This is a genomic window from Streptomyces sp. NPDC059009 (genome assembly GCF_042740175.1).
Classification (GTDB): Bacteria; Actinomycetota; Actinomycetes; order Streptomycetales; family Streptomycetaceae; genus Streptomyces.
This window is the reverse complement of the sequence record NZ_JBHYJB010000037.1, coordinates 40,065-57,030: the sequence shown is the minus strand read 5'-3', so window position 1 is coordinate 57,030 and position 16,966 is coordinate 40,065. Positions and strand designations below refer to the sequence as shown.

At 71.1% G+C, this 16,966-nt stretch carries 19 protein-coding genes and 1 pseudogene; 11 read left to right on the top strand and 9 right to left on the bottom strand.

Going from position 1 to position 16,966, the window contains the following annotated elements:
• Positions 1-52: 52 nt before the first annotated feature.
• The gene (locus ACFWYM_RS31810; protein ID WP_384845169.1) at positions 53-682 is read right to left on the bottom strand and encodes an HdeD family acid-resistance protein; all 630 of its coding nucleotides are present in this window, start codon (positions 680-682) and stop codon (positions 53-55) included.
• A 543-nt stretch (positions 683-1,225) separates the two neighbouring features.
• On the opposite strand from ACFWYM_RS31810, the gene ACFWYM_RS31805 reads away from it, so the two are divergent.
• The 3 genes from ACFWYM_RS31805 to ACFWYM_RS31795 all read left to right on the top strand — a co-directional run bounded on the left by ACFWYM_RS31805 (position 1,226) and on the right by ACFWYM_RS31795 (position 3,690).
• Positions 1,226-2,272 carry a methyltransferase gene (locus ACFWYM_RS31805; protein ID WP_384845166.1) on the top strand — a complete coding sequence of 349 codons (1,047 nt, stop codon included), beginning with the start codon at positions 1,226-1,228 and terminating at the stop codon, positions 2,270-2,272.
• Between the two features lie 186 nt (positions 2,273-2,458).
• Positions 2,459-2,788: a beta-Ig-H3/fasciclin gene (locus ACFWYM_RS31800; RefSeq protein ID WP_384845163.1), complete on the top strand. Its 330-nt coding sequence runs from the start codon at positions 2,459-2,461 to the stop codon at positions 2,786-2,788.
• A gap of 41 nt (positions 2,789-2,829) precedes the next feature.
• Complete coding sequence (locus ACFWYM_RS31795) at positions 2,830-3,690, top strand: alpha/beta fold hydrolase (RefSeq protein ID WP_384845349.1); 861 nt, start codon at positions 2,830-2,832, stop codon at positions 3,688-3,690.
• A 17-nt stretch (positions 3,691-3,707) separates the two neighbouring features.
• Here the strand turns inward: ACFWYM_RS31795 and ACFWYM_RS31790 are convergent, their stop codons facing one another.
• The 5 genes from ACFWYM_RS31790 to ACFWYM_RS31770 all read right to left on the bottom strand — a co-directional run bounded on the left by ACFWYM_RS31790 (position 3,708) and on the right by ACFWYM_RS31770 (position 8,864).
• Positions 3,708-5,264, bottom strand: a complete 1,557-nt coding sequence (locus ACFWYM_RS31790; RefSeq protein WP_384845160.1) for a galactose oxidase-like domain-containing protein — start codon at positions 5,262-5,264, stop codon at positions 3,708-3,710.
• A 184-nt stretch (positions 5,265-5,448) separates the two neighbouring features.
• The gene (locus tag ACFWYM_RS31785) at positions 5,449-5,862 is read right to left on the bottom strand and encodes a putative quinol monooxygenase (RefSeq protein WP_384845157.1); all 414 of its coding nucleotides are present in this window, start codon (positions 5,860-5,862) and stop codon (positions 5,449-5,451) included.
• A gap of 135 nt (positions 5,863-5,997) precedes the next feature.
• Positions 5,998-6,486 carry a VOC family protein gene (locus tag ACFWYM_RS31780; RefSeq protein ID WP_384845154.1) on the bottom strand — a complete coding sequence of 163 codons (489 nt, stop codon included), beginning with the start codon at positions 6,484-6,486 and terminating at the stop codon, positions 5,998-6,000.
• 366 nt (positions 6,487-6,852) lie between these two features.
• Positions 6,853-7,593, bottom strand: a complete 741-nt coding sequence (locus tag ACFWYM_RS31775; RefSeq protein ID WP_384845151.1) for a response regulator — start codon at positions 7,591-7,593, stop codon at positions 6,853-6,855.
• A complete protein-coding gene (locus ACFWYM_RS31770; protein ID WP_384845149.1) occupies positions 7,590-8,864 on the bottom strand; it encodes a sensor histidine kinase in 1,275 nt (424 codons plus the stop codon). Before ACFWYM_RS31770 ends, ACFWYM_RS31775 begins: the two co-directional genes overlap by 4 nt.
• A gap of 148 nt (positions 8,865-9,012) precedes the next feature.
• Between ACFWYM_RS31770 and ACFWYM_RS31765 the strand changes: the two genes are divergently transcribed.
• From ACFWYM_RS31765 to ACFWYM_RS31750, 4 genes are all read left to right on the top strand, one after another.
• Positions 9,013-9,405 carry a DUF4190 domain-containing protein gene (locus ACFWYM_RS31765; protein ID WP_384845147.1) on the top strand — a complete coding sequence of 131 codons (393 nt, stop codon included), beginning with the start codon at positions 9,013-9,015 and terminating at the stop codon, positions 9,403-9,405.
• An 86-nt stretch (positions 9,406-9,491) separates the two neighbouring features.
• Positions 9,492-10,766, top strand: a complete 1,275-nt coding sequence (locus ACFWYM_RS31760) for an alpha/beta fold hydrolase (protein WP_384845145.1) — start codon at positions 9,492-9,494, stop codon at positions 10,764-10,766.
• A 27-nt stretch (positions 10,767-10,793) separates the two neighbouring features.
• Positions 10,794-11,048: an alpha/beta hydrolase gene (locus tag ACFWYM_RS31755; RefSeq protein ID WP_384845346.1), complete on the top strand. Its 255-nt coding sequence runs from the start codon at positions 10,794-10,796 to the stop codon at positions 11,046-11,048.
• A gap of 119 nt (positions 11,049-11,167) precedes the next feature.
• Complete coding sequence (locus ACFWYM_RS31750) at positions 11,168-11,578, top strand: BlaI/MecI/CopY family transcriptional regulator (protein ID WP_384845142.1); 411 nt, start codon at positions 11,168-11,170, stop codon at positions 11,576-11,578.
• A 115-nt stretch (positions 11,579-11,693) separates the two neighbouring features.
• On the opposite strand, the gene ACFWYM_RS31745 is transcribed toward ACFWYM_RS31750, so the two are convergent.
• On the bottom strand, positions 11,694-12,620 hold the full coding sequence (locus ACFWYM_RS31745) for a YbhN family protein (protein ID WP_384845139.1): 927 nt from the start codon (positions 12,618-12,620) through the stop codon (positions 11,694-11,696).
• 250 nt (positions 12,621-12,870) lie between these two features.
• Here ACFWYM_RS31745 and ACFWYM_RS31740 point away from each other — a divergent pair.
• The 3 genes and pseudogenes from ACFWYM_RS31740 to ACFWYM_RS31730 all read left to right on the top strand — a co-directional run.
• Positions 12,871-13,653 (top strand): annotated as a pseudogene (locus ACFWYM_RS31740) (alpha/beta hydrolase); the annotation flags it as partial.
• 103 nt (positions 13,654-13,756) lie between these two features.
• Positions 13,757-14,146 (top strand): helix-turn-helix transcriptional regulator, encoded by a 390-nt coding sequence (locus ACFWYM_RS31735; RefSeq protein ID WP_384845343.1) that lies wholly within the window; start codon positions 13,757-13,759, stop codon positions 14,144-14,146.
• Between the two features lie 87 nt (positions 14,147-14,233).
• The gene (locus ACFWYM_RS31730; protein WP_384845136.1) at positions 14,234-14,830 is read left to right on the top strand and encodes a 2'-5' RNA ligase family protein; all 597 of its coding nucleotides are present in this window, start codon (positions 14,234-14,236) and stop codon (positions 14,828-14,830) included.
• 154 nt (positions 14,831-14,984) lie between these two features.
• Here ACFWYM_RS31730 and ACFWYM_RS31725 read toward each other — a convergent pair whose 3' ends face one another.
• Complete coding sequence (locus ACFWYM_RS31725) at positions 14,985-15,824, bottom strand: polysaccharide deacetylase (RefSeq protein WP_384845133.1); 840 nt, start codon at positions 15,822-15,824, stop codon at positions 14,985-14,987.
• 90 nt (positions 15,825-15,914) lie between these two features.
• On the opposite strand from ACFWYM_RS31725, the gene ACFWYM_RS31720 reads away from it, so the two are divergent.
• Positions 15,915-16,328, top strand: coding sequence for a cupin domain-containing protein (locus ACFWYM_RS31720; RefSeq protein WP_384845340.1), 414 nt, complete (start codon positions 15,915-15,917; stop codon positions 16,326-16,328).
• Here the strand turns inward: ACFWYM_RS31720 and ACFWYM_RS31715 are convergent.
• Positions 16,280-16,849: a DinB family protein gene (locus tag ACFWYM_RS31715; RefSeq protein ID WP_384845337.1), complete on the bottom strand. Its 570-nt coding sequence runs from the start codon at positions 16,847-16,849 to the stop codon at positions 16,280-16,282. The genes ACFWYM_RS31720 and ACFWYM_RS31715 overlap by 49 nt on opposite strands.
• Positions 16,850-16,966 lie beyond the last annotated feature (117 nt).

The window sequence follows — 16,966 nt, the reverse complement described above, 5'->3', positions numbered from 1 at the left end:
TCTCAGGTTTCTGGGTGACGTCTCAGGGCGTCGCGTGGCCGCCGTGTCGGACCTACGCCCCCGGTGGCAGGTGCCGGGCGCGGCTGCGGACCTGGAAGGCGGTGATGATCTCGGTGACGCCGAGGGCGACCAGCCAGCAGCCCGCCAGCAGCGTCAGGACCGCGACCGAGTCGAAGGGCGAGGTGATCAGGACGACGCCCGCGAGGAAGCTGATCACGCCCATGAAGACCTGCCAGCCCCGGGCGGGCATGTGCGGATCGGAGGCCGCGGCGATCGTCTGGGCGATGCCCCGGAACAGCCAGCCGATGCCGATCCACAGGGCGAGCAGCAGGATCGACTGCAGCGCACCGCGGAAGCAGAGCAGGCCGAGCAGGATCGACAGGGCACCGCTGATGAACGCCAGCACGCGCAGCCCCGTCGACACATGGGTGCCGAACGCGGAGGCGAGCTGGGCGATGCCGCTGACGACGAGGTAGATGCCGAAGAAGACGCCCGCGACGAGCAGGGACGCGCCGGGCCAGACCAGCACCAGGACACCGAGGACCAGCGAGGCGATCCCGGCCAGCAGAATCACCTGCCAGGCGGCGCGCGAGAGGCGGCGCAGCGGCCCGTCGGGCACCTGGTCGCCGGGCGGAGCCCCGCCGTCGGCGTGGTCTTCGGGGGCGTGCGGTGGAGTGCTCATGATCCAAAAGTGGGGGCGGCCGGGCGGGGGCGCCAGTGATGCGGGGCCGTCGGAGCGACGGGTGGGGGTGTCCGGTCCGGGCACGGGCGCCTCGGAGCCGCTCGGAGGGGCGGGCCGCCAGGCATTACGTCCGGGAGCCGAGGACGCAGTCGACGGCCATGTACAGGGTGTCCGTCTCTCGGATCGCAGGCTCGACTCGTCGGCGGGCATCGAGGTCGCCATGAGCGGCTTCGGGACGAAGCGCTGCCACTACGTCACCGACGCCGGTGCGGAACACCAGCTCGTCCCGGACCCCGTCTCCGCGGAGGGCCGTCGCTCCCGCCTCGGAGCGGGCCCTTCGCATGCGCTACAGCCGGCTGCCCGACGGTGCGGCCAACTGGCATGTGCCCTACCCCGGGGCGCCGCACCCTCGGTGGCGCGGGGTCGTTGCTCAAGGTGCTGACCTGCGCCTCATCCCTGTATCCCTGTAGTCCCGTATCGCCGTAGTCCCGTACCCCCGTATCCCCGTTCTCTGCGTCTTTCCCAAGGAGTTGTGCTGCAGCCATGACGGCCCCCGAGGAAGTCTCCCTCCCGTCCCCCGACCGTCTGATGGCCCTCAGTACGGGCTTCTGGGCGTTCAAGGCGCTGGCCACGGCGCACGAACTCGACGTGTTCGCGCGGGTGGACGCCGCGGGCGGGCTCACCGCGGCCGGGCTCGCCGCGGACCTGGGCGTCGAGACCCGGCCGACCCGCCTCCTCCTCACGGCGTGCGCAGCGCTCGGCCTGCTGGCGTCCGACGACGGTGTGACCTACCGCAACACCCCGCTCGCCGACGCCTACTTGGTCCCCGGCCGCCCGTACCACTTCGGCGGCTGGCTGCGGATGCTGGACCAGCGGCTGTACGCGGGGTGGGGCAGGCTGACGGAGGCGGTCCGGTCCAACGCGCCCACCACCTGGGACCCGGCCCGGCAGAAGAGCCTCTTCGACAACGAGAGCCCCGAACTCCTGGACTCCTTCTGGGAGGGGATGCACTCCCTGTCGTCCTCGACCGCCCGCGTCCTGGCCCGGTCCGCCGACTTCACTCCGTACCGCAGTCTGCTGGACCTGGGCGGCGGCTCGGGCGCCTACTCCATCGAACTGTGCCGCGCCTACCCGGAGTTGCGCGCGACTGTCCTCGACCTGCCGCACGTGTGCCCGGTGGCCGATGCCCACGCGGCGCAGGCGGGGCTCTCCGGTCGCGTCACGGCGCGGCCCGGTGACTTCCTCGGCGACGAGCCCCTGCCGCAGGGGCACGACCTGATGCTGCTCTCGATGATCCTGCACGACTGGGACGCCGACACCGGCCGGGCCCTGCTCTCCCGGTGTCGAGGCGCGCTGGCGCCGGGCGGTGCCGTCGTGATCAGCGAACTGATGGTGGACGACCGGCGCGACGGGCCGCCCGCGGCCGCGCTGATGGGCCTCAACATGCTGGTGGAGACGGTCGGCGGGGAGAACTACACGGCGGGGGAGTACGGGGAGTGGCTCGTCGAGGCGGGATTCCGTCCGCCGCGTCGTATCGACCTCGACGCGCCGGGGGCGAACGCGGCGCTGATCGCGGTGGTGGCCGACTGACGCCCGGAGAGTGCGGCCGGACGCGCCGGGGCGCACAACTGGCCGGTCCGCGGGCGCCGTTTGATCCGCTGTCCCCCGTGTGAGGGGCGTCCGATTCTCCTGATCAGGGCACGTCCTGGGGAACCGCACCGCACCTCAGGGTGGGCAGGGCGAACGGGATGAGCCGGATGAGCAGGAGGGCATGAGATGAACGTGCGCAGGAGGATTCCCCGGGCGGCCGGCGCCGCCTCCGCCGTCTCCGTCGCCGCCGTGACACTCGGCGTCATGAGTGTGCTGACCGCCCCGGCGGCCCACGCGGCGGACGGCACGGCACCGGCCTGCATCAACAGGTATGTGACCGACACCCCCAATGGCTTCGACGTCGACCTGACCAACAACTGCGGACGCACCATGCGGGTCAAGGTGGTGGTCGACTTCGCAGGGGACAGCCCGTGTTACATCCTCGGTGCCGGGCAGTCGAAGCTGTACATCTACGAGGGGGTCACGGGCACGTACGACCGGACGGTGGTCTGCTGAGTCGAGGTGTGAAGCGAGAGGAGTCGTGACTGTTGACGCCGATGAACGTGACGGTGTGGGACGAGACCGGGGGCCAGGGCCCGCCCGCGGTCTTCGTGCACAACATCTTTACCTGGGGCAGCGACGACGTCTACGGCTTCGCCGCCCAGCGTCCGTTGGCCGACCGTGCCCGGCTGCTGCTGGTGGACCGGCGCGGGTACGGCCGAAGTCCGGACGTCGAGCGCAACGACTTCGAGGTCGATGCCGACGATGTGGTCGGGCTCCTGGACGAGTCGTCGACCGCGTCTGACGGCCGCGGCCGCGGCCGCGGCAACGATGGCGGAGGCGGGCACGGGGACGGTGTGCACGGGGACGGCGTGCATCTCGTGGGGCACGGCAACGGCGGCGTGATCGCCATGCTCGCCGCCGCCCGCCGCGCCGATCTGGTGCGGTCGCTGACGCTGATCCAGCCCTCCGCGTTCACCGCAGCCGCTCAACACCCCGTTGTGGCGAAGCTCTTGAGCCGGGTGACGGGCGCGGCGCCCCAAGTGGCCGATTCCATGGGCGCGGTGGAGTTCCTGCGCAACTCCACCGAAGGCATCGGAATGCCCATGCCCGAGCCGACCCCGGAGCGACTGCGGGCCGTGGCCACCTCGATGCGGGAGCGGCCCATCTGGGAGGCCGACGTGCCCGTCAAGCCCCTCCGCGCGGCGCCCTTCCCCACGCTGGTGATCTGCGGGACTTGGGAGGACGCCCCGGAGCTCTACCGCACCCACGTCGGTGAACCGCTGGTGGCCGTGGCCGAGACCCTCACCGAGACCCTGGGCGCCCACCTCCTGCGCGTGCCCGGCTTCTACCCCCACACGCAGGAACCCGACGCCGTCAACGAGGCGTTGCGTGAGCTGTGGGGTCGCGCCGGGTAGGCGGCATCCCGCATGCGTCAGCCGATGGTGACCATGCCCGCCTCCGACGGGGTGCCGTGCGCGTCCACGGCGATCAGCATGTAGTCACCGGGTGGGGCCGCTGCGGGGTTGACCGGTGTCTTCGCGGCGATCCGGTACACGCCCTCGCCCCCGCGTGCGGCGGGCTTGTGGCCGGTCACGTCCAGCCACACGTAGCGGGAGCTCATCTCGTTCCCGTGGGTGGTGGAGCCGAGCTTGACGATGGCCAGGCGCATGCCCCCGAGACCCGCGGTGGGGCCTTGTACGTCGACGCTGATCTTCTTGCCGTAACCGGCCTTAAGATCGGCCGCGTCGACGAGTTCGGGGCGGGGACGCCACATGTACTCGGGGTAGAAGCGTTCGCCGTCGGTGTGGGCGTGCAGGTGCTTGTACTGGCCCATGGCGTCGAGGGAGTCGTCGTAGCCGCCGGTGGAGCCCGCCTTCAGGACGGTGCCCTCGGGCAGCAGCATCGCGGTGGCGTGGTAGCGGCGGTCGGTCCTGGCAGTCGCCGCCACGGTGAACTGCTCGGTGGCCGGGTCGTAGATCTCCGCCTGGAGGACGTAGTCGGTGTTCTTGTTGGTGTAGCCGGTCCGCGCGCCGCCCGAGACGAGGAGCGTGCCGTCGGCGAGCATCGTGGCGTCGCACAGGAAGCGGGCATGGTGCATCCGGCCGGTGGCCCGCCAGCCGGACTGCTTGCCGATCGCCTTGCGGGTGTCGATGTCGAAGATCTCCGCCGAGGCCGTCATTTCTGGTCCTCGGCGAGGTCGCGGTGTTTGTCGGAGGAGTCGATCTGTCCGCCGAGCGCGAGGATGCGCAGGCTCGTGTCCGAAGCCCGGAGACAGCTGGTGCTTGCGCTCCTCCGGTACCCCTGTCTGGCTGGGCAGGCGCTTGAGGTCGACGAGTTCGACCTTGCCGACGCCGGTCATCGTGCGGGTGATGGGGTCGAAGACCTCGTAGTTGTTGTGGATGTTGGCGAAGTAGCCCTTGACCGGGTCCTTGTCGGTGCCGTCTCCGACGAGGGCCTTGGTGCTGCCCGAGGAGATCAGCATGCGGCCGTCGGGCATGGTGGTGATCGTGGGGTACCAGCGCGGCAGGGCCATGGTGTCGAGCGCCGTCCACCGCTTGGGGTTCTCGGTGTCGTAGACGAAGACGCCGTGTGCGTCGCCGCTGTCCTGCTCGCCCGGGGTGGTGGGGATGATCAGCCCGCCAAGGACGAGGAGTGTGCCGTCGGGCATCTGCCCTCCGGCGCCGCAGAAGATGTTGGTCTTCATCGCGTGGTCCATGCCGTGGTGCATGTCCTGGTCCCGGGTGCGCATCGTGGCCGGGTCCAGGGAGCGGGACTCGCACTTGCCTCTCGCGTAGAGGTCCCAGATGTACTGGCCGGGCTCGTCCTTCTTGGGGACCAGGTCGCCGTTCTCGTCGCGGGCGCGGGGCGGGGACCACATGGCTATCTCGGTGCCCTTGCCCTTGCGCAGCAGCGCGGAGTGCACGGCGACGATGCCGAGGTCGCCGACCTTCTCCCAGCGTCCCCCCGCGGGGACCGCGTACACGTCCACGCGCGTCTCGCCCTTCGGGGTGCGGACGGTGAGGGTGTCGGCGGGGCGTCCGGGGCGCCCGCCTCGAGGGAGGTGATCCAGATTTCGGCGGTCCTCCCGGCGGGCACCGCGAGGCGCTGCTTGGGTGCGGTGCGGCCCCCTGCCTTGTCGGCGATCAGCGTGCGGCCCTTCGTGCTGGTCACGGTCACGGGGACGTCGCCGCCGCCGCGGGTGGGCTCGAGGCCATGGGCCCGAAACCCTCGACTCCCTCGATGACGGTGTGGACGATCTCGGGCTTGGCAGCGATGGCGTCCGGTATCCAGGCCATGGCGGTCTTGAAGTGCGCGGACTGGACGTGCAGTTGACCGGCCTCCTCGTCGCGGAAGCCCTCGACAAGGGTGTAGCGGGTGGGGTCTTCCACGCTGCGGGTCCAGTCGAAGAACAGGCAGCCCTCTTCGGCCCGGCACGCCTCGGAGAATGCGCGGACGTCGTCGAGCCACCGCTCCGGTGGCCAGGCCCGCGAGAGCCTGCTTGCGCCCGGCGCCGCCCATGCGGGAGGCGTTGGCCAGGCCGGTCGCGCCGAGCACGAGTGCCGGGACGGCGATGGTGCCGGTGACATCGCGCACGGCGGGCACGATGCCGCCGACGACGGCGAGCACCCCGTAGGCGATGGCGAGGGTGGCCAGGCCGTTGAGCGGCTGCCTGCGCGGCCCGCCGGGGGCAGGGGCAGAGGCGGGTGTACGGCGGGTGGGGGTCATGCCGAGGGGAAGTCCTGGCGTTCGATGAACTCGATGACCTCGCCGTCGGGGCCGTAGACGAACCCCATGCGGAGCTTGAGGTCCGCGTGCCCGTTCAGCCCCTTCTGCTCCAGGTCGAGGGGGGCCTGCATGGCGCGGGCGCCGTGGTCGAGGGCGCGGGCGTAGGCGGCGTCCACGTCATCGGTGCGCAGGGCGATGTGGAGCAGGGCGTTGGTCTCGGAGCGCTCCTCGTCGGCGGGCGCTGCACCTGGGTAGCCGGGGCGGGCGGGGCCGCCGGGAACGATGGTGTCGGCGTCGAAGAGTTCGAGGTAGCGGCCGTCTCCCGCGTCCAGGAAGACCGACCGGCCCACGACGCCGGGGGCGGTCCACTCGTAGGCGAGGGAGAAGCCGAGGGCGTTGGTGTAGAAGCGCACGGTGGCTTCGAAGTCGCGGGCCCGCAGCGCGAAGTGGTCGAAGCCGCGCAGCCCCAGGGAGTTGGTGATCACGGTGCGGAGGAGTCCTTTTCTGTCTGTGTGGCGAGGTACGTCCGCAACGTTGGCACTGCTGCCTCCATAGGGCAAAGGCGAGATTTCGATGAAGCTCATAGGTGGGCACTATGGGGGAGCGTGCGACTTCAGGGCGTCTGCAAGGGGGGCGGCGGGGTGCACTGGCCCAGTGGGATCGATCGAATGTGGCGGGCCAATAGTTGGGCATCGCCTGCGGCCCGTAGAAGACCGTCACCCGAATTGACCCGAACAAGGCCCCGGCCGGCGAGAGAACCCGCACCGGCGGCAGAACCCGCCGGCAAGCGCGGCGTCAGTGGTGCGCGTCCAGCGGTACGGGCAGGCTGGGTCAGGCCACTTGATGGTGTGTCAGCCCGTGCCCCGGGGCACGACCAGACCGGTTTCGTACGCGATCACCACCGCGTGGGTCCGGTTCTGCGCACCGAGCTTGGTCAGCACGTTCCCGACGTGCGTCTTCACCGTCTCCAGGCTCACCCTGCACGACTCCGCGATGTCCGGGTTGGACCGGCCGGTGGCCATCAGGCGCAGCACCTCCTCCTCCCGGCCCGTCAGCGCGGCCTGCGGCAGCGCCTCGGCGGATCCCAGGGGGCGGGCGGTGACCATCCGGCGCAGGGCCGCCGGGAAGAGGATCGCCTCGCCCGCCGCGACCACCCGCACCGCCTCCGCGATCTTGGGGACGGGGAGCCGCTTGAGCACGAAACCGCTGGCCCCGGCGCTGAGCGCGGCGGTGACGTAGTCGTCGTTCTCGAAGGTGGTGATCACGACGACTTTCGGCGGGTCGGCCGGCCCGGCGAGGAGCTGCCGGGTGGCCTCGATGCCGTTGCGGCGCGGCATCCGTACGTCCATCAGGACCACGTCCGGCCGCAACTGCCGGGCCCGCTCGACCGCTTCGATGCCGTCGGCGGCCTCCCCGACGACGGCGATCCCGGGCTGCAGCGCGAGCAGCGTGCGCAGACCGCTGCGGGTCACCTCGTCGTCGTCCGCGACCAGCAGGGTGGTGCGGCCGGAGGCGTCGGCGGTGTCAGTGGTGACGGCTGCGCTCGCGTCGGGGCCGGTCGCGACCGCTGCGCTCGCTCGTGAGCCGATCATGCGGGCAAGCGTACCGGCAGCCGGACCGCGAGCCGCCAGTGCTCCGGTCCGTCCGGACCGGCCTCGATCTCGCCGTGCAGGAGCCGCACGCGCTCCACGAGACCGGGCAGGCCGTGCCCGGACGTCGGGAAGGCACCCGGGCTCATGGCCCTCCCGGCTCCGGTCCGGTTGACCACGCGGAGCTCCAACGAGTCCGGCGCGGCCGCCACCTTGAGCCGGATCGGACCGCCCGCTCCGTGCCGCAGCGCGTTCGTCAGCCCTTCCTGCAGGATCCGGTACGCCGCCCGGGAGAGCGTCCCCTGTACCTGCGCACAGTCGCCCGACAGCTCCGGTTCCACCACCGCGCCCGCGTGCCGCAGCCGGTCGAGCAGCTCGGGCAGGTCGGCCAGGGTGCGGGCCGGCGCCGTCCCCGCCTTCTCCTCGCGCAGCATGCCCAGCACATAGTCCAGGTCCTCGAGGGCGGCCCGGGCCGACTCCTCGATGCTGCGCAGGGCCGCCCGCGCCGCCACCGGGTCGGCACAGAGCACCTCGCCCGCCACCGCTGCCTGGATCGTGGCGGCCGTCAGGGTGTGCCCGATCGAGTCGTGCAACTCGTGGGCCAGCCTGTTGCGTTCGGCCAGCGCCCGCTCCCGCTCGGCCGCCAGTGCGAGCCGCTCAGCCGACGACGGGCCGAGGAGCCTGGGCGCCAGCCACCGCAGGGCGTAGGTCACGGCCAGGCACAGAGCCGCAGCCGGCAGCAGGCAGCCGAGCGCCGCCGCCCAGCTCTGCCAGCCGCTCTCCGCCCGCAGCGACCAGCCGTTCACACTCACCCCGGCCTCGGCGCCGGCCCATCCGCCGGGAAGGAGCAGCGCCGCGACGAACAGCAGGACGCTCAGCTGCGCTCCCGCCCACCCCAGCAGCACATGCGCCAGCAGCCAGAGCGGGGTCCGCAGGCGGTCGGCGCCCGATGCCGTGGAAGAGGCCGCCCCCTCACCGAGCGAGCCCGCACGCCGACGCTCGCCCACGGGGTCCGGCAACGGCACCCCCAGCATCCGCCGGGCGCAGGCGATCAGCACCCGGCGCGTGGTAGGAGCCAGCCCGATCACACCGATCAGCACGGACCAGACCAGCACCGTGAGAGCGAACTGCGCTCCCCAGGAAGCGGATGACCACGCCAGTGCCGGTAGTGCCGCGAAAGGCAGCAGGGGAAGGCTCGCCAACGCGCCGCAATAGGCGAACAGCGCACCCGAATACGTGGAGCCGCGCAGCAGCGGCCGGATTCCTCTGAACATGGCCGGACAAGTATGACCGTACGGCCCACCGGCGCCCTCCCTCGATCGGGGGAGGGAATTCTCCCGCCTTCCCGCGATGTGCCCATGAGCCCCCGAATCCAGAATCGGGGCTTCACCAGTTGACGGGACGAAAGGAAAGGACGGGCTGATGAACCCTCAGGGAATCGAGACGCCGCTGAACCACACGGTGTCCGCTCAGGACCAGGCTGTACGGACTCGGACAGCACCGAAGAACGGCCTGGCCACGGCCGCCCTGACCCTGGGCATCGTCGGCCTGTGCACCTCGGTCGTCTTCATCGGCGGCCCGCTCGCCGTGATCGGCCTGATCCTGGGCATCGCCGCGCTGACCACGGCCAAGCGGACCGGTGCGGGCCGGGGCAGGGCCGTCACCGCCGTGGTGATGTCGTCCCTGGCGATCGTGGTGTCCGGGCTGGTCGCCGTCTTCATGGTCTGGTACGCGAACAAGACGCAGGAGTGCTACCAGCCCGACAGCTTCCACCAGTACACGCAGTGCGTCCGCGAGCGCCTGAACGGAAACTGACCGGCCTTCCCTTTCCCTCGCTTTCTCACGCCTTCCCTCACCGGTGAACCGGCCGCCCACTCTCCTCGACAAGGACGAGCAACATCGTGCGAAGCACAAACACCCGCAAGGCCCCCCTGCTTGCCGCCGGCCTCGCGGCGGCCGCCCTTTCGACGCTGACGCCCGCAGCGGCCTTCACGGCGTCCACGGCATCCGACACGTCCACGGCATTCGACACGTCCATGGCATCCGCTGCTTCCCCTGCCAAGGACCCCTTGCGGGAGTACACGCATCAGAAGCTCCACTGGAATCGCTGCGACGCGAAGGGCCCAGGCACCCTCCAGTGCGCGATGCTCAAGGTGCCGCTGGACTACAGCGACCCCGGCGGCAAGACGATCGGCCTGGCGATATCGCGGCTGAAGGCGGGCAGCGCGAAGCGACGTCACGGTGTTCTGCTGCTCAACCCGGGCGGCCCCGGCGCACCGGGACTGCAGCTGCCTGCCGACCCGCTCCTGAAGTTCCCCGCGGAAGTGAAGCGGCGCTACGACCTCGTCGGCTTCGACCCGAGGGGCGCCCGGCGGAGCTCTCCCGTCAGCTGCGGGCTGACCGCCGAGGAACAGGCCGACCATCCGTACAAGGCGGAGACCGTCGCGAAGGACCTGGACCGGGCCCGTGCCATCGCCGGGAAGTGCCGGGCCAGGGCCGGTGAGAAGCTGCGGCACCTCACCACCCGCAACAGCGCCCGTGACATGGACGTCATCCGCGCCGCGCTGGGCGAGAGGACCATCTCCTACCTCGGGATCTCCTACGGCACCTACCTCGGCGCCGTCTACATGCAGCTGTTCCCCCAGCGGGCCGACCGGATCGTGCTGGACAGCGCAACCGACCCGACCCGCATCTACCGGGGGATGTTCCAGGACATGGCGAAGGCGGCCGAGCACGCTTTCACGCGCTGGACCGCATGGACCGCCCGTCGGCACACGACCTATGGACTGGGCGACACTCCGGCCAAGGTCCGCAAGACCTACTGGGACCTGATCGCACGGGCGAATCGCAAGCCCATCCCTTTTGCGGGACAGACCCTCACCGGCGACGGCATCCGTGCCGACAACCGCACGTTCTTCCACGTCCGGAAGGCCGCCGAACGGATCGCCGGACTGAAGAAGGCGGCCAAGGACAAGCACCCCACCCCGCCCGGCACGCCCGATCAGGGCCGGACCCCCGACGACAGCTACTTCTCCGCCGCCTGGTCCTTCATGTGCGCCGACACCCGCACCTGGTCACACGCCCCTGAGCAGTACCGCCGCGAGGCGGTCCGCGACAAGGCCCGGTATCCGCTGTACGGCGACTTCGCGGCCGCCATCACACCCTGTGCCTTCTAGGAGCAGGGCAGCGAGCCGCAGACCAGGATCGACAACAAGGTCCCTGCGCTGATCACGCAGAACGAGTGGGACTCCCAGACGCCCCTCTTCGCCGGCCGGGCCATGCACCGGTCCCTGCGCGGCTCCCGGATGCTCACCGTCGCCGGAGGCGAGGGACACGGCGTCCTCTACGCGCCGGACGGCAGCCCTTGCGCGGACAAGGCCGCGACGTTCTACCTGACCACGGGCAGGCTCCCCGCCGAGGATCTGACCTGCCGGGCTCCGGCCGGGCAGCAGCAGTGAGCCTGTCGAGCTCGCCGAGCCCACTGACTCCTGCTGACTCCGGCTGACTCCGGCGAGGGCGCCGCAGCCGGGGCCGCCGACCCCGCCTCCCCTGACCCTACGCGCTGTAAGGTGACGGGATGGCAGGCACCAACCCCCAAGGCAGAGCGAGCAGATCGGGCCGGGCAGGCAGAGCGGTACGGCGCGGCGCCGGCGAGTTGGAGAGCGAAGTCCTCGCCGCCCTGTGGGCCACCGACAAGGCCCTCACCCCCGCCGAGATCCAGAGCGGGATCGGTGGTGACCTCGCGTACAACACGGTCCACACCATCCTCAAGCGCCTGCACGACAAGGGCCTCGTCCTGCGGGACGCGGAGGGGCGGCGCGGGGCGTACCGGCCGGTGAAGAACGCCGCCGAGATGACCGCCGAGGCCATGCACCAGGCCCTCGACCGCGGACCGGACCCGATCGCCACGCTCCAACAGTTCGTCACCGGCCTGAGTCCCGGGGAGGAGCGCGCGCTGCGTGACCTGCTCGGCAGGGGCGACCCATGAGGATCGACGGCTACACCCCGCTCGCCCTGTCCCTGCTGCTCGCCGCCACCCTCGTCAACGAGGCCCCGCCCGTGGAGGGCGCTAGGCGGTACGGAACCGGGGCGCCGCCGTGGGATCACACGATCCTGCGGCGCACCAGCACGACCAGCACCGCAAGCCCCGGCACCAGCGGCAGCCACGCGGTGAACAGCCGGTAGCCGATCACCGCCGCACCGGCCGCCGACCCGGGCGCCCCGGCGGCCACGAGTGCGAACAGAAGAGCGGCGTCCAGCGAGCCGAGGTTGCCGGGCGTCGGCAACAGCACCGCGGCACTGCTCGCCGCGAGATAGGCGAGAGCCACCTGCTGGGCGGGCAGCGCCACGTCCAGGCTCCGGGTCAGCGCGATGAGCACGGTGGCGTGGAGCAGGGCGAAGGCCAGCGAGCCACCCCACAACGCGGCAGCTCTGTTCGGAAGTTGATGCACATCCCGTACGTCGGCGAGGACACGGGCCGCCGCACCCCGCAGCCGGCCCCGGAACGGTACCGTCGCGGCGCCCGCCACGCAGACCCCGGCGAGCGGCAGCCACGGCACCGACTCCGGCATGCGCAGCACCCCCGGGCAGGACACGGCCAAGACGGCCAGGAGCGCACCGCGCACCGCGCCGCCCGCACCGGTCTTCACCGCGAGCGCCGACGCCGCGCGGGGCAAGGAGAGCCCGCACCGTTGCAGCAGCCGCACATTCACCGCGCCCGCCCCGAGCCCGGACGGCAGCACGTGATTGGCCGCCGACGCCGCGAACTGCCCCGCCAGCAGCCGCCCCGCGGGCAGCGTCTCCCGCACCGCCCCCTGGAGGGCGAGCGCCGAACACCCCCACGTCAGCACCGCACTCGTACCCGCCACCAACAGCCATCCCCGGTCGGCGGCGGCGAGCCGGTCGACCCCCTCCGCGACCACGGCCCGCTGACGCACCGCGACGACCGTCGCCACCACCATGACCACGAGCGCCACGGCCCCACGCCCGCGCGCCCCCTGCGCCCACCGCATCGGGCGCATCTGACGCATCTGACGCACCCGCGTCCGGGTCTCCGACGGCATCGCCATGCGTTACGACCTTCCCGTACGGTGAGCGCGCTGCGGCTTACTGGTCCGGCCTGCACCCTTGCACGTTCCGCTGTTCGTCCGCCGTCAACCCTACGAGGTGTAGGGGAATCCCCGTTGCGGCCGTGCGCCGACTGTGGGGCTGTGAAGGGTGATGCGGGGCACCGGAAAAGGGTGACAGGACGTTGTCGCGCAGGGCTGCGACGGTTGGTCCATGACGTTCACCGATGAGGACTGCCTCGCCGAGACTCTCGCGTTCAACAAGCAGTTCGAGGCCGCTGCCGCGAACCGACCGGCACGCGAACGGCCGCTGGACGCCGCCTTGTTGGCGACCCTGCGACGCAACCGGCTCGGCGGCGACACACCCCCGGTCCGGCTGCCGCACAGCCGAGACCGCGTCGTCGAGGGCGGGGTGAAGGTACGGATCTTCGTGCCGGACCAGGTCGACGGCGTGTACCTGCACATCCACGGAGGTGGTTGGACGTTCGGTTCCGCCGACGGACAGGACGAGAGACTGTGGCGGCTCGCTGAACGAGCACGGCTCGCCGTGGTGAGCGTGGAGTACCGCCTCGCGCCGGAACACCCGTTCCCGGCCGGGCCCGACGACTGCGAAGCCGCGGCCCGGTGGCTGGTGCGGCACGCCGCGGCCGAGTTCGGCACCGAACGGCTGCTGATCGGCGGCGAATCGGCCGGTGCCCACCTCGGCGTCGTGACGCTGCTGTGCCTGCGTGACCGGCACGGCATGACCGGAGCGTTCCGCGCGGCCCACCTGGTCTTCGGCCCCTACGACCTGTCGATGACACCCAGCCAGAGGTCGTTCGGATCCCGGCAGTCGCTGAGCAACACCGAGTCGCTGCGGCGGACCTATGAGCTGGTCACTCCCGGCATGGGCGCCGAGCAGCGCCGGGATCCCGACATCTCACCGCTGTACGCCGACCTCCAGGGGATGCCCCCGGCCCGCATCGTCGTCGGCACCGAGGACCCGCTCCTCGACGACTCCCTCTTCCTGGCCGGACGCTGGGAGGCGACGGGAGCGACTGTGCAGCTCGGCGTCGTACGGCGGTGCGGCCCACACGGCAGCCCAGAAGATCGCGGCCACGATGACCGGCCCCGCCTCGGCGGCGGCACAGGAACTCGCCGCACGGATCGTCGCGCTGCCCTCGCGGACCGACATGTCGGTCCGCGACGCGGTGGAGGCGTCCCTCACCACGCATACGGTGCTGCGCCTGTCGTACGTAGACGCGACAGGCCGGCAGAGCGACCGCGAGGTGGAACCGGCCGGGCTGCTCACCGCGGATGGCCGGTGGTATCTGATTGCCTGGTGCCGAGCGCGCCAGGCCGGGCGTGGCTTCCGCCTCGACCGCATCGCAGCGGCGGCAACGACGACTGAGCGGGCTCGCGCCCACGACCTGACCGCACTGCTGCGCGGCTCGGCCGGGGCCGATGCCGTGCGACCCGCCACGCTGGCGCCCCTCACGTCCCGCCGCTGAACCGGGCAGGACCCCGCGAGGCCCGGCCGATCGCGTGTGCGAGCATGACCCGCCGTGAGAGCGGATGGAGAGTGTGAGGCGGGGGCTGTGGCCGGGTCGGGTGGCGCGGACGGGGGCGAGGGAGCTGAGGAGGCCGGCGCGGCCGACCCGGCGGAGAGCGCTGACGGGACGGCCGGATGGCCGCTCGTACCCGGGGACACGGCGCTGACCATCAAGGTTCCTGAGGCCGACGCGCTGGTGCAGGAGGCGTTCCCGGCACACGTCACGGTCCTCTTCCCGTTCTTGCCCGAGGAACGGCTCGACGACGGGACGACCGAGCGGAAGCTCGCCGAACTGGTTCGCGCTCATGACGCCTTCGACCTCACCTTCTCGGAGTTCGCCTGCTACCCCGGGGTGCTGTACCTCGACCCGTGGCCGCACGACCCGGTCACGGCGCTCGCCAAGGACCTGACCCGGTGCTGGCCCGACGTGGTCCCGTACTGGGGGATATTCGGCGAGGGCGGTCTCGCGCCGCACCTCACCCTCGCCAAGGGAGAGGGCCCGGACACCTGGCGCACCGCCTACGACGCGCTGGCCGCTCGTCTCGCCCCGGCTCTTCCGCTCCACACCCGCGTCCGGCATGTCGACCTGATCACGTGGGACGGCACGCGGTGGTGCGACCGGGCTGCGTATCCGCTGGGCTGACGAAGGTCTCGCCGCGGCCCGGCAGGCCCACTGGCAGCAGACCTGCACCGCCCACCGGGGATGTACGGCAGCGAGCCCTCCGGCCTCTGCCCGCCACGCCGCCGACTTCAGGCCGACCGGGCTCACGCAACTGCCGCCCGCCCGGCTTGTGCTCTCAGTCGCTCCAGCGGTCGTGGATGTCGCTCAGCGTCGCGAACCACACGTCGTCGTGCTGCCGTGCGTGGCGGATGAATCGCTCCAGCATCATGATCGCGTGTGCCCGGCCGCTCACGAGGCCGTGCACGGTGAGGGTCACGACGCCGCCGGGTTCGTTCTCGTAGGCGTAGTCGAAGGTGTCCCGCCAGCGTGCGAAGACCCCCTCGGTCGACATGAGCCCGGCGAGCAGTCCGGGTACATGGTCGAGTGCGGGGACGTCGTCCATGTACCAGGACACGGGCAGTTCGAGGACCGGGCTGGGCGGGCCGAACTCGTTCGGTTCCTCGCGGTGGACCACGACGGGGCGCGGCCGGTAGGGGATGAAGTCGCGGCCCATCAACGAGCTGTCCCAGGCGAAGCCGAACTCCTCGAGGATGCCGAGTGTGGCGTCGGAGAAGTCCCAGGCCGGTGACCGGTAGCCGCGGGGGCGCCGGCCGACGATCTTCTCGTGCTGGCTGAGCTGCAACTCCATCAGCCGCCGTTCCTCCGCCTCGGTGAGCGAGGGCACCGACTCGTGGTACGCGCCGTGCGCGGCGATCTCGTGCCCGTGGTCGAGCACCGACCGGATGCTGTCCGGGAATGTGATCAGTGTGTGCCCGGGGGTGCACCAGGTCGTCGGGATCTCATGCTTCTCGAACAGCGCGAGCAGGCGTGGGGTGCCCACCTCGACGTCGAAGTCTCCGCGCGACAAGAAGGCGGGGCTGAGCTTGGACGTGTCTCCGTCGGGCGTGCACTGCGCGTCGAAGTCGACGCCTATGTTGACGGCGAGACGCTTACCGTCGGGCAGGTTGAGCGGCATGCAGGCTCCTGAGTCGAGTGCCGGGGGAGGGCTTGGCCGTCGTGTTCCCACCAACACCGCCGTCGCGCACGCGTGTTCCCCTCAACTGCCCTGACAGCGCGCCATGGGTGGTTCCGTCGACGCCGGCCTCCCGCATCCCTCACCCGTGCCGCCACCGCCGAGACCACCGTGGACCCCAGCAGCGTGATGACCCTGCTCGCGGATCACGGCACCGACGGCAGTGAACTGACCAGCTACCGCTCCACCTTTGCGAAGGGCGCGGTCGGTGCTCCCGCGCACTTTCACACCAGAGCGTCGGGGATGTTCTTCGTCATGGACGGCGCTCTGCAGGTGCTGGTCGATGACGAGGTGAAGGCCCTGGAGAAGGGGGACTACCTGCGTCTGCTGGGCCGGGTCATGCGCGGAGAAGCCGGATTCGAGGAGATCAAGAACTCCTCGGAGCTGTACGACAACCACTACGTCGACAGCCCTGTCTGGCAGAGCGCCCTGCAGGCCGCCAAGTGACAGCCCCGCCGAGCGGACGGGCAGAGGGCGGCCGTGGTCCCTGTTGAGTTGTCGAGCTGTTCGCGCAGGAAGTCGGCGTGCCCGGCGTGGCGGCTGGTCTCGGTGAGGATGTGGACCAGGACGTTGAACAGTTGCACGTCCGGGCGTGGCCACCAGGGCACGTGGCCGGGGGAGTCGATGGCGAGGGCGGTGATCGTCGCATCGGCGTGCTCCCCGACGCGACGGTAGCGATCGATGATCTCCTCGCGTGTCTCGTGCTCGGTCGCCCACATGTCGGTGCCGCGCTTCTCGAGGTCGTCCCATCGGGGCAGAGGTTCGGGGAAGGGGCGGCCGAAGACCTCGCCGAGGTAGCGGGACTCCCACGTCGACAAGTGTTTGACCAGGCCGAGAAGGTTGGTACCCGTCGCGGTGAGCGGGCGACGGATGTCGTACTCGCACAGCCCGTCGAGTTTCCCGATCACTGCCTCGCGGAGCTGTCGCAGCTGGCTGTGCAGGTGGGCCTTCGCGTAGTCGTCGATCATGGGGTGTGAGCCTGTCATCGGCCGATGACGGGTTCAACGGGTTCAACGGGACCGGCAGGTTCAACGGGTCCAACGGCGACCAGGATTGGGCAGCCAGGACTCGGCGGTGGAGTCACC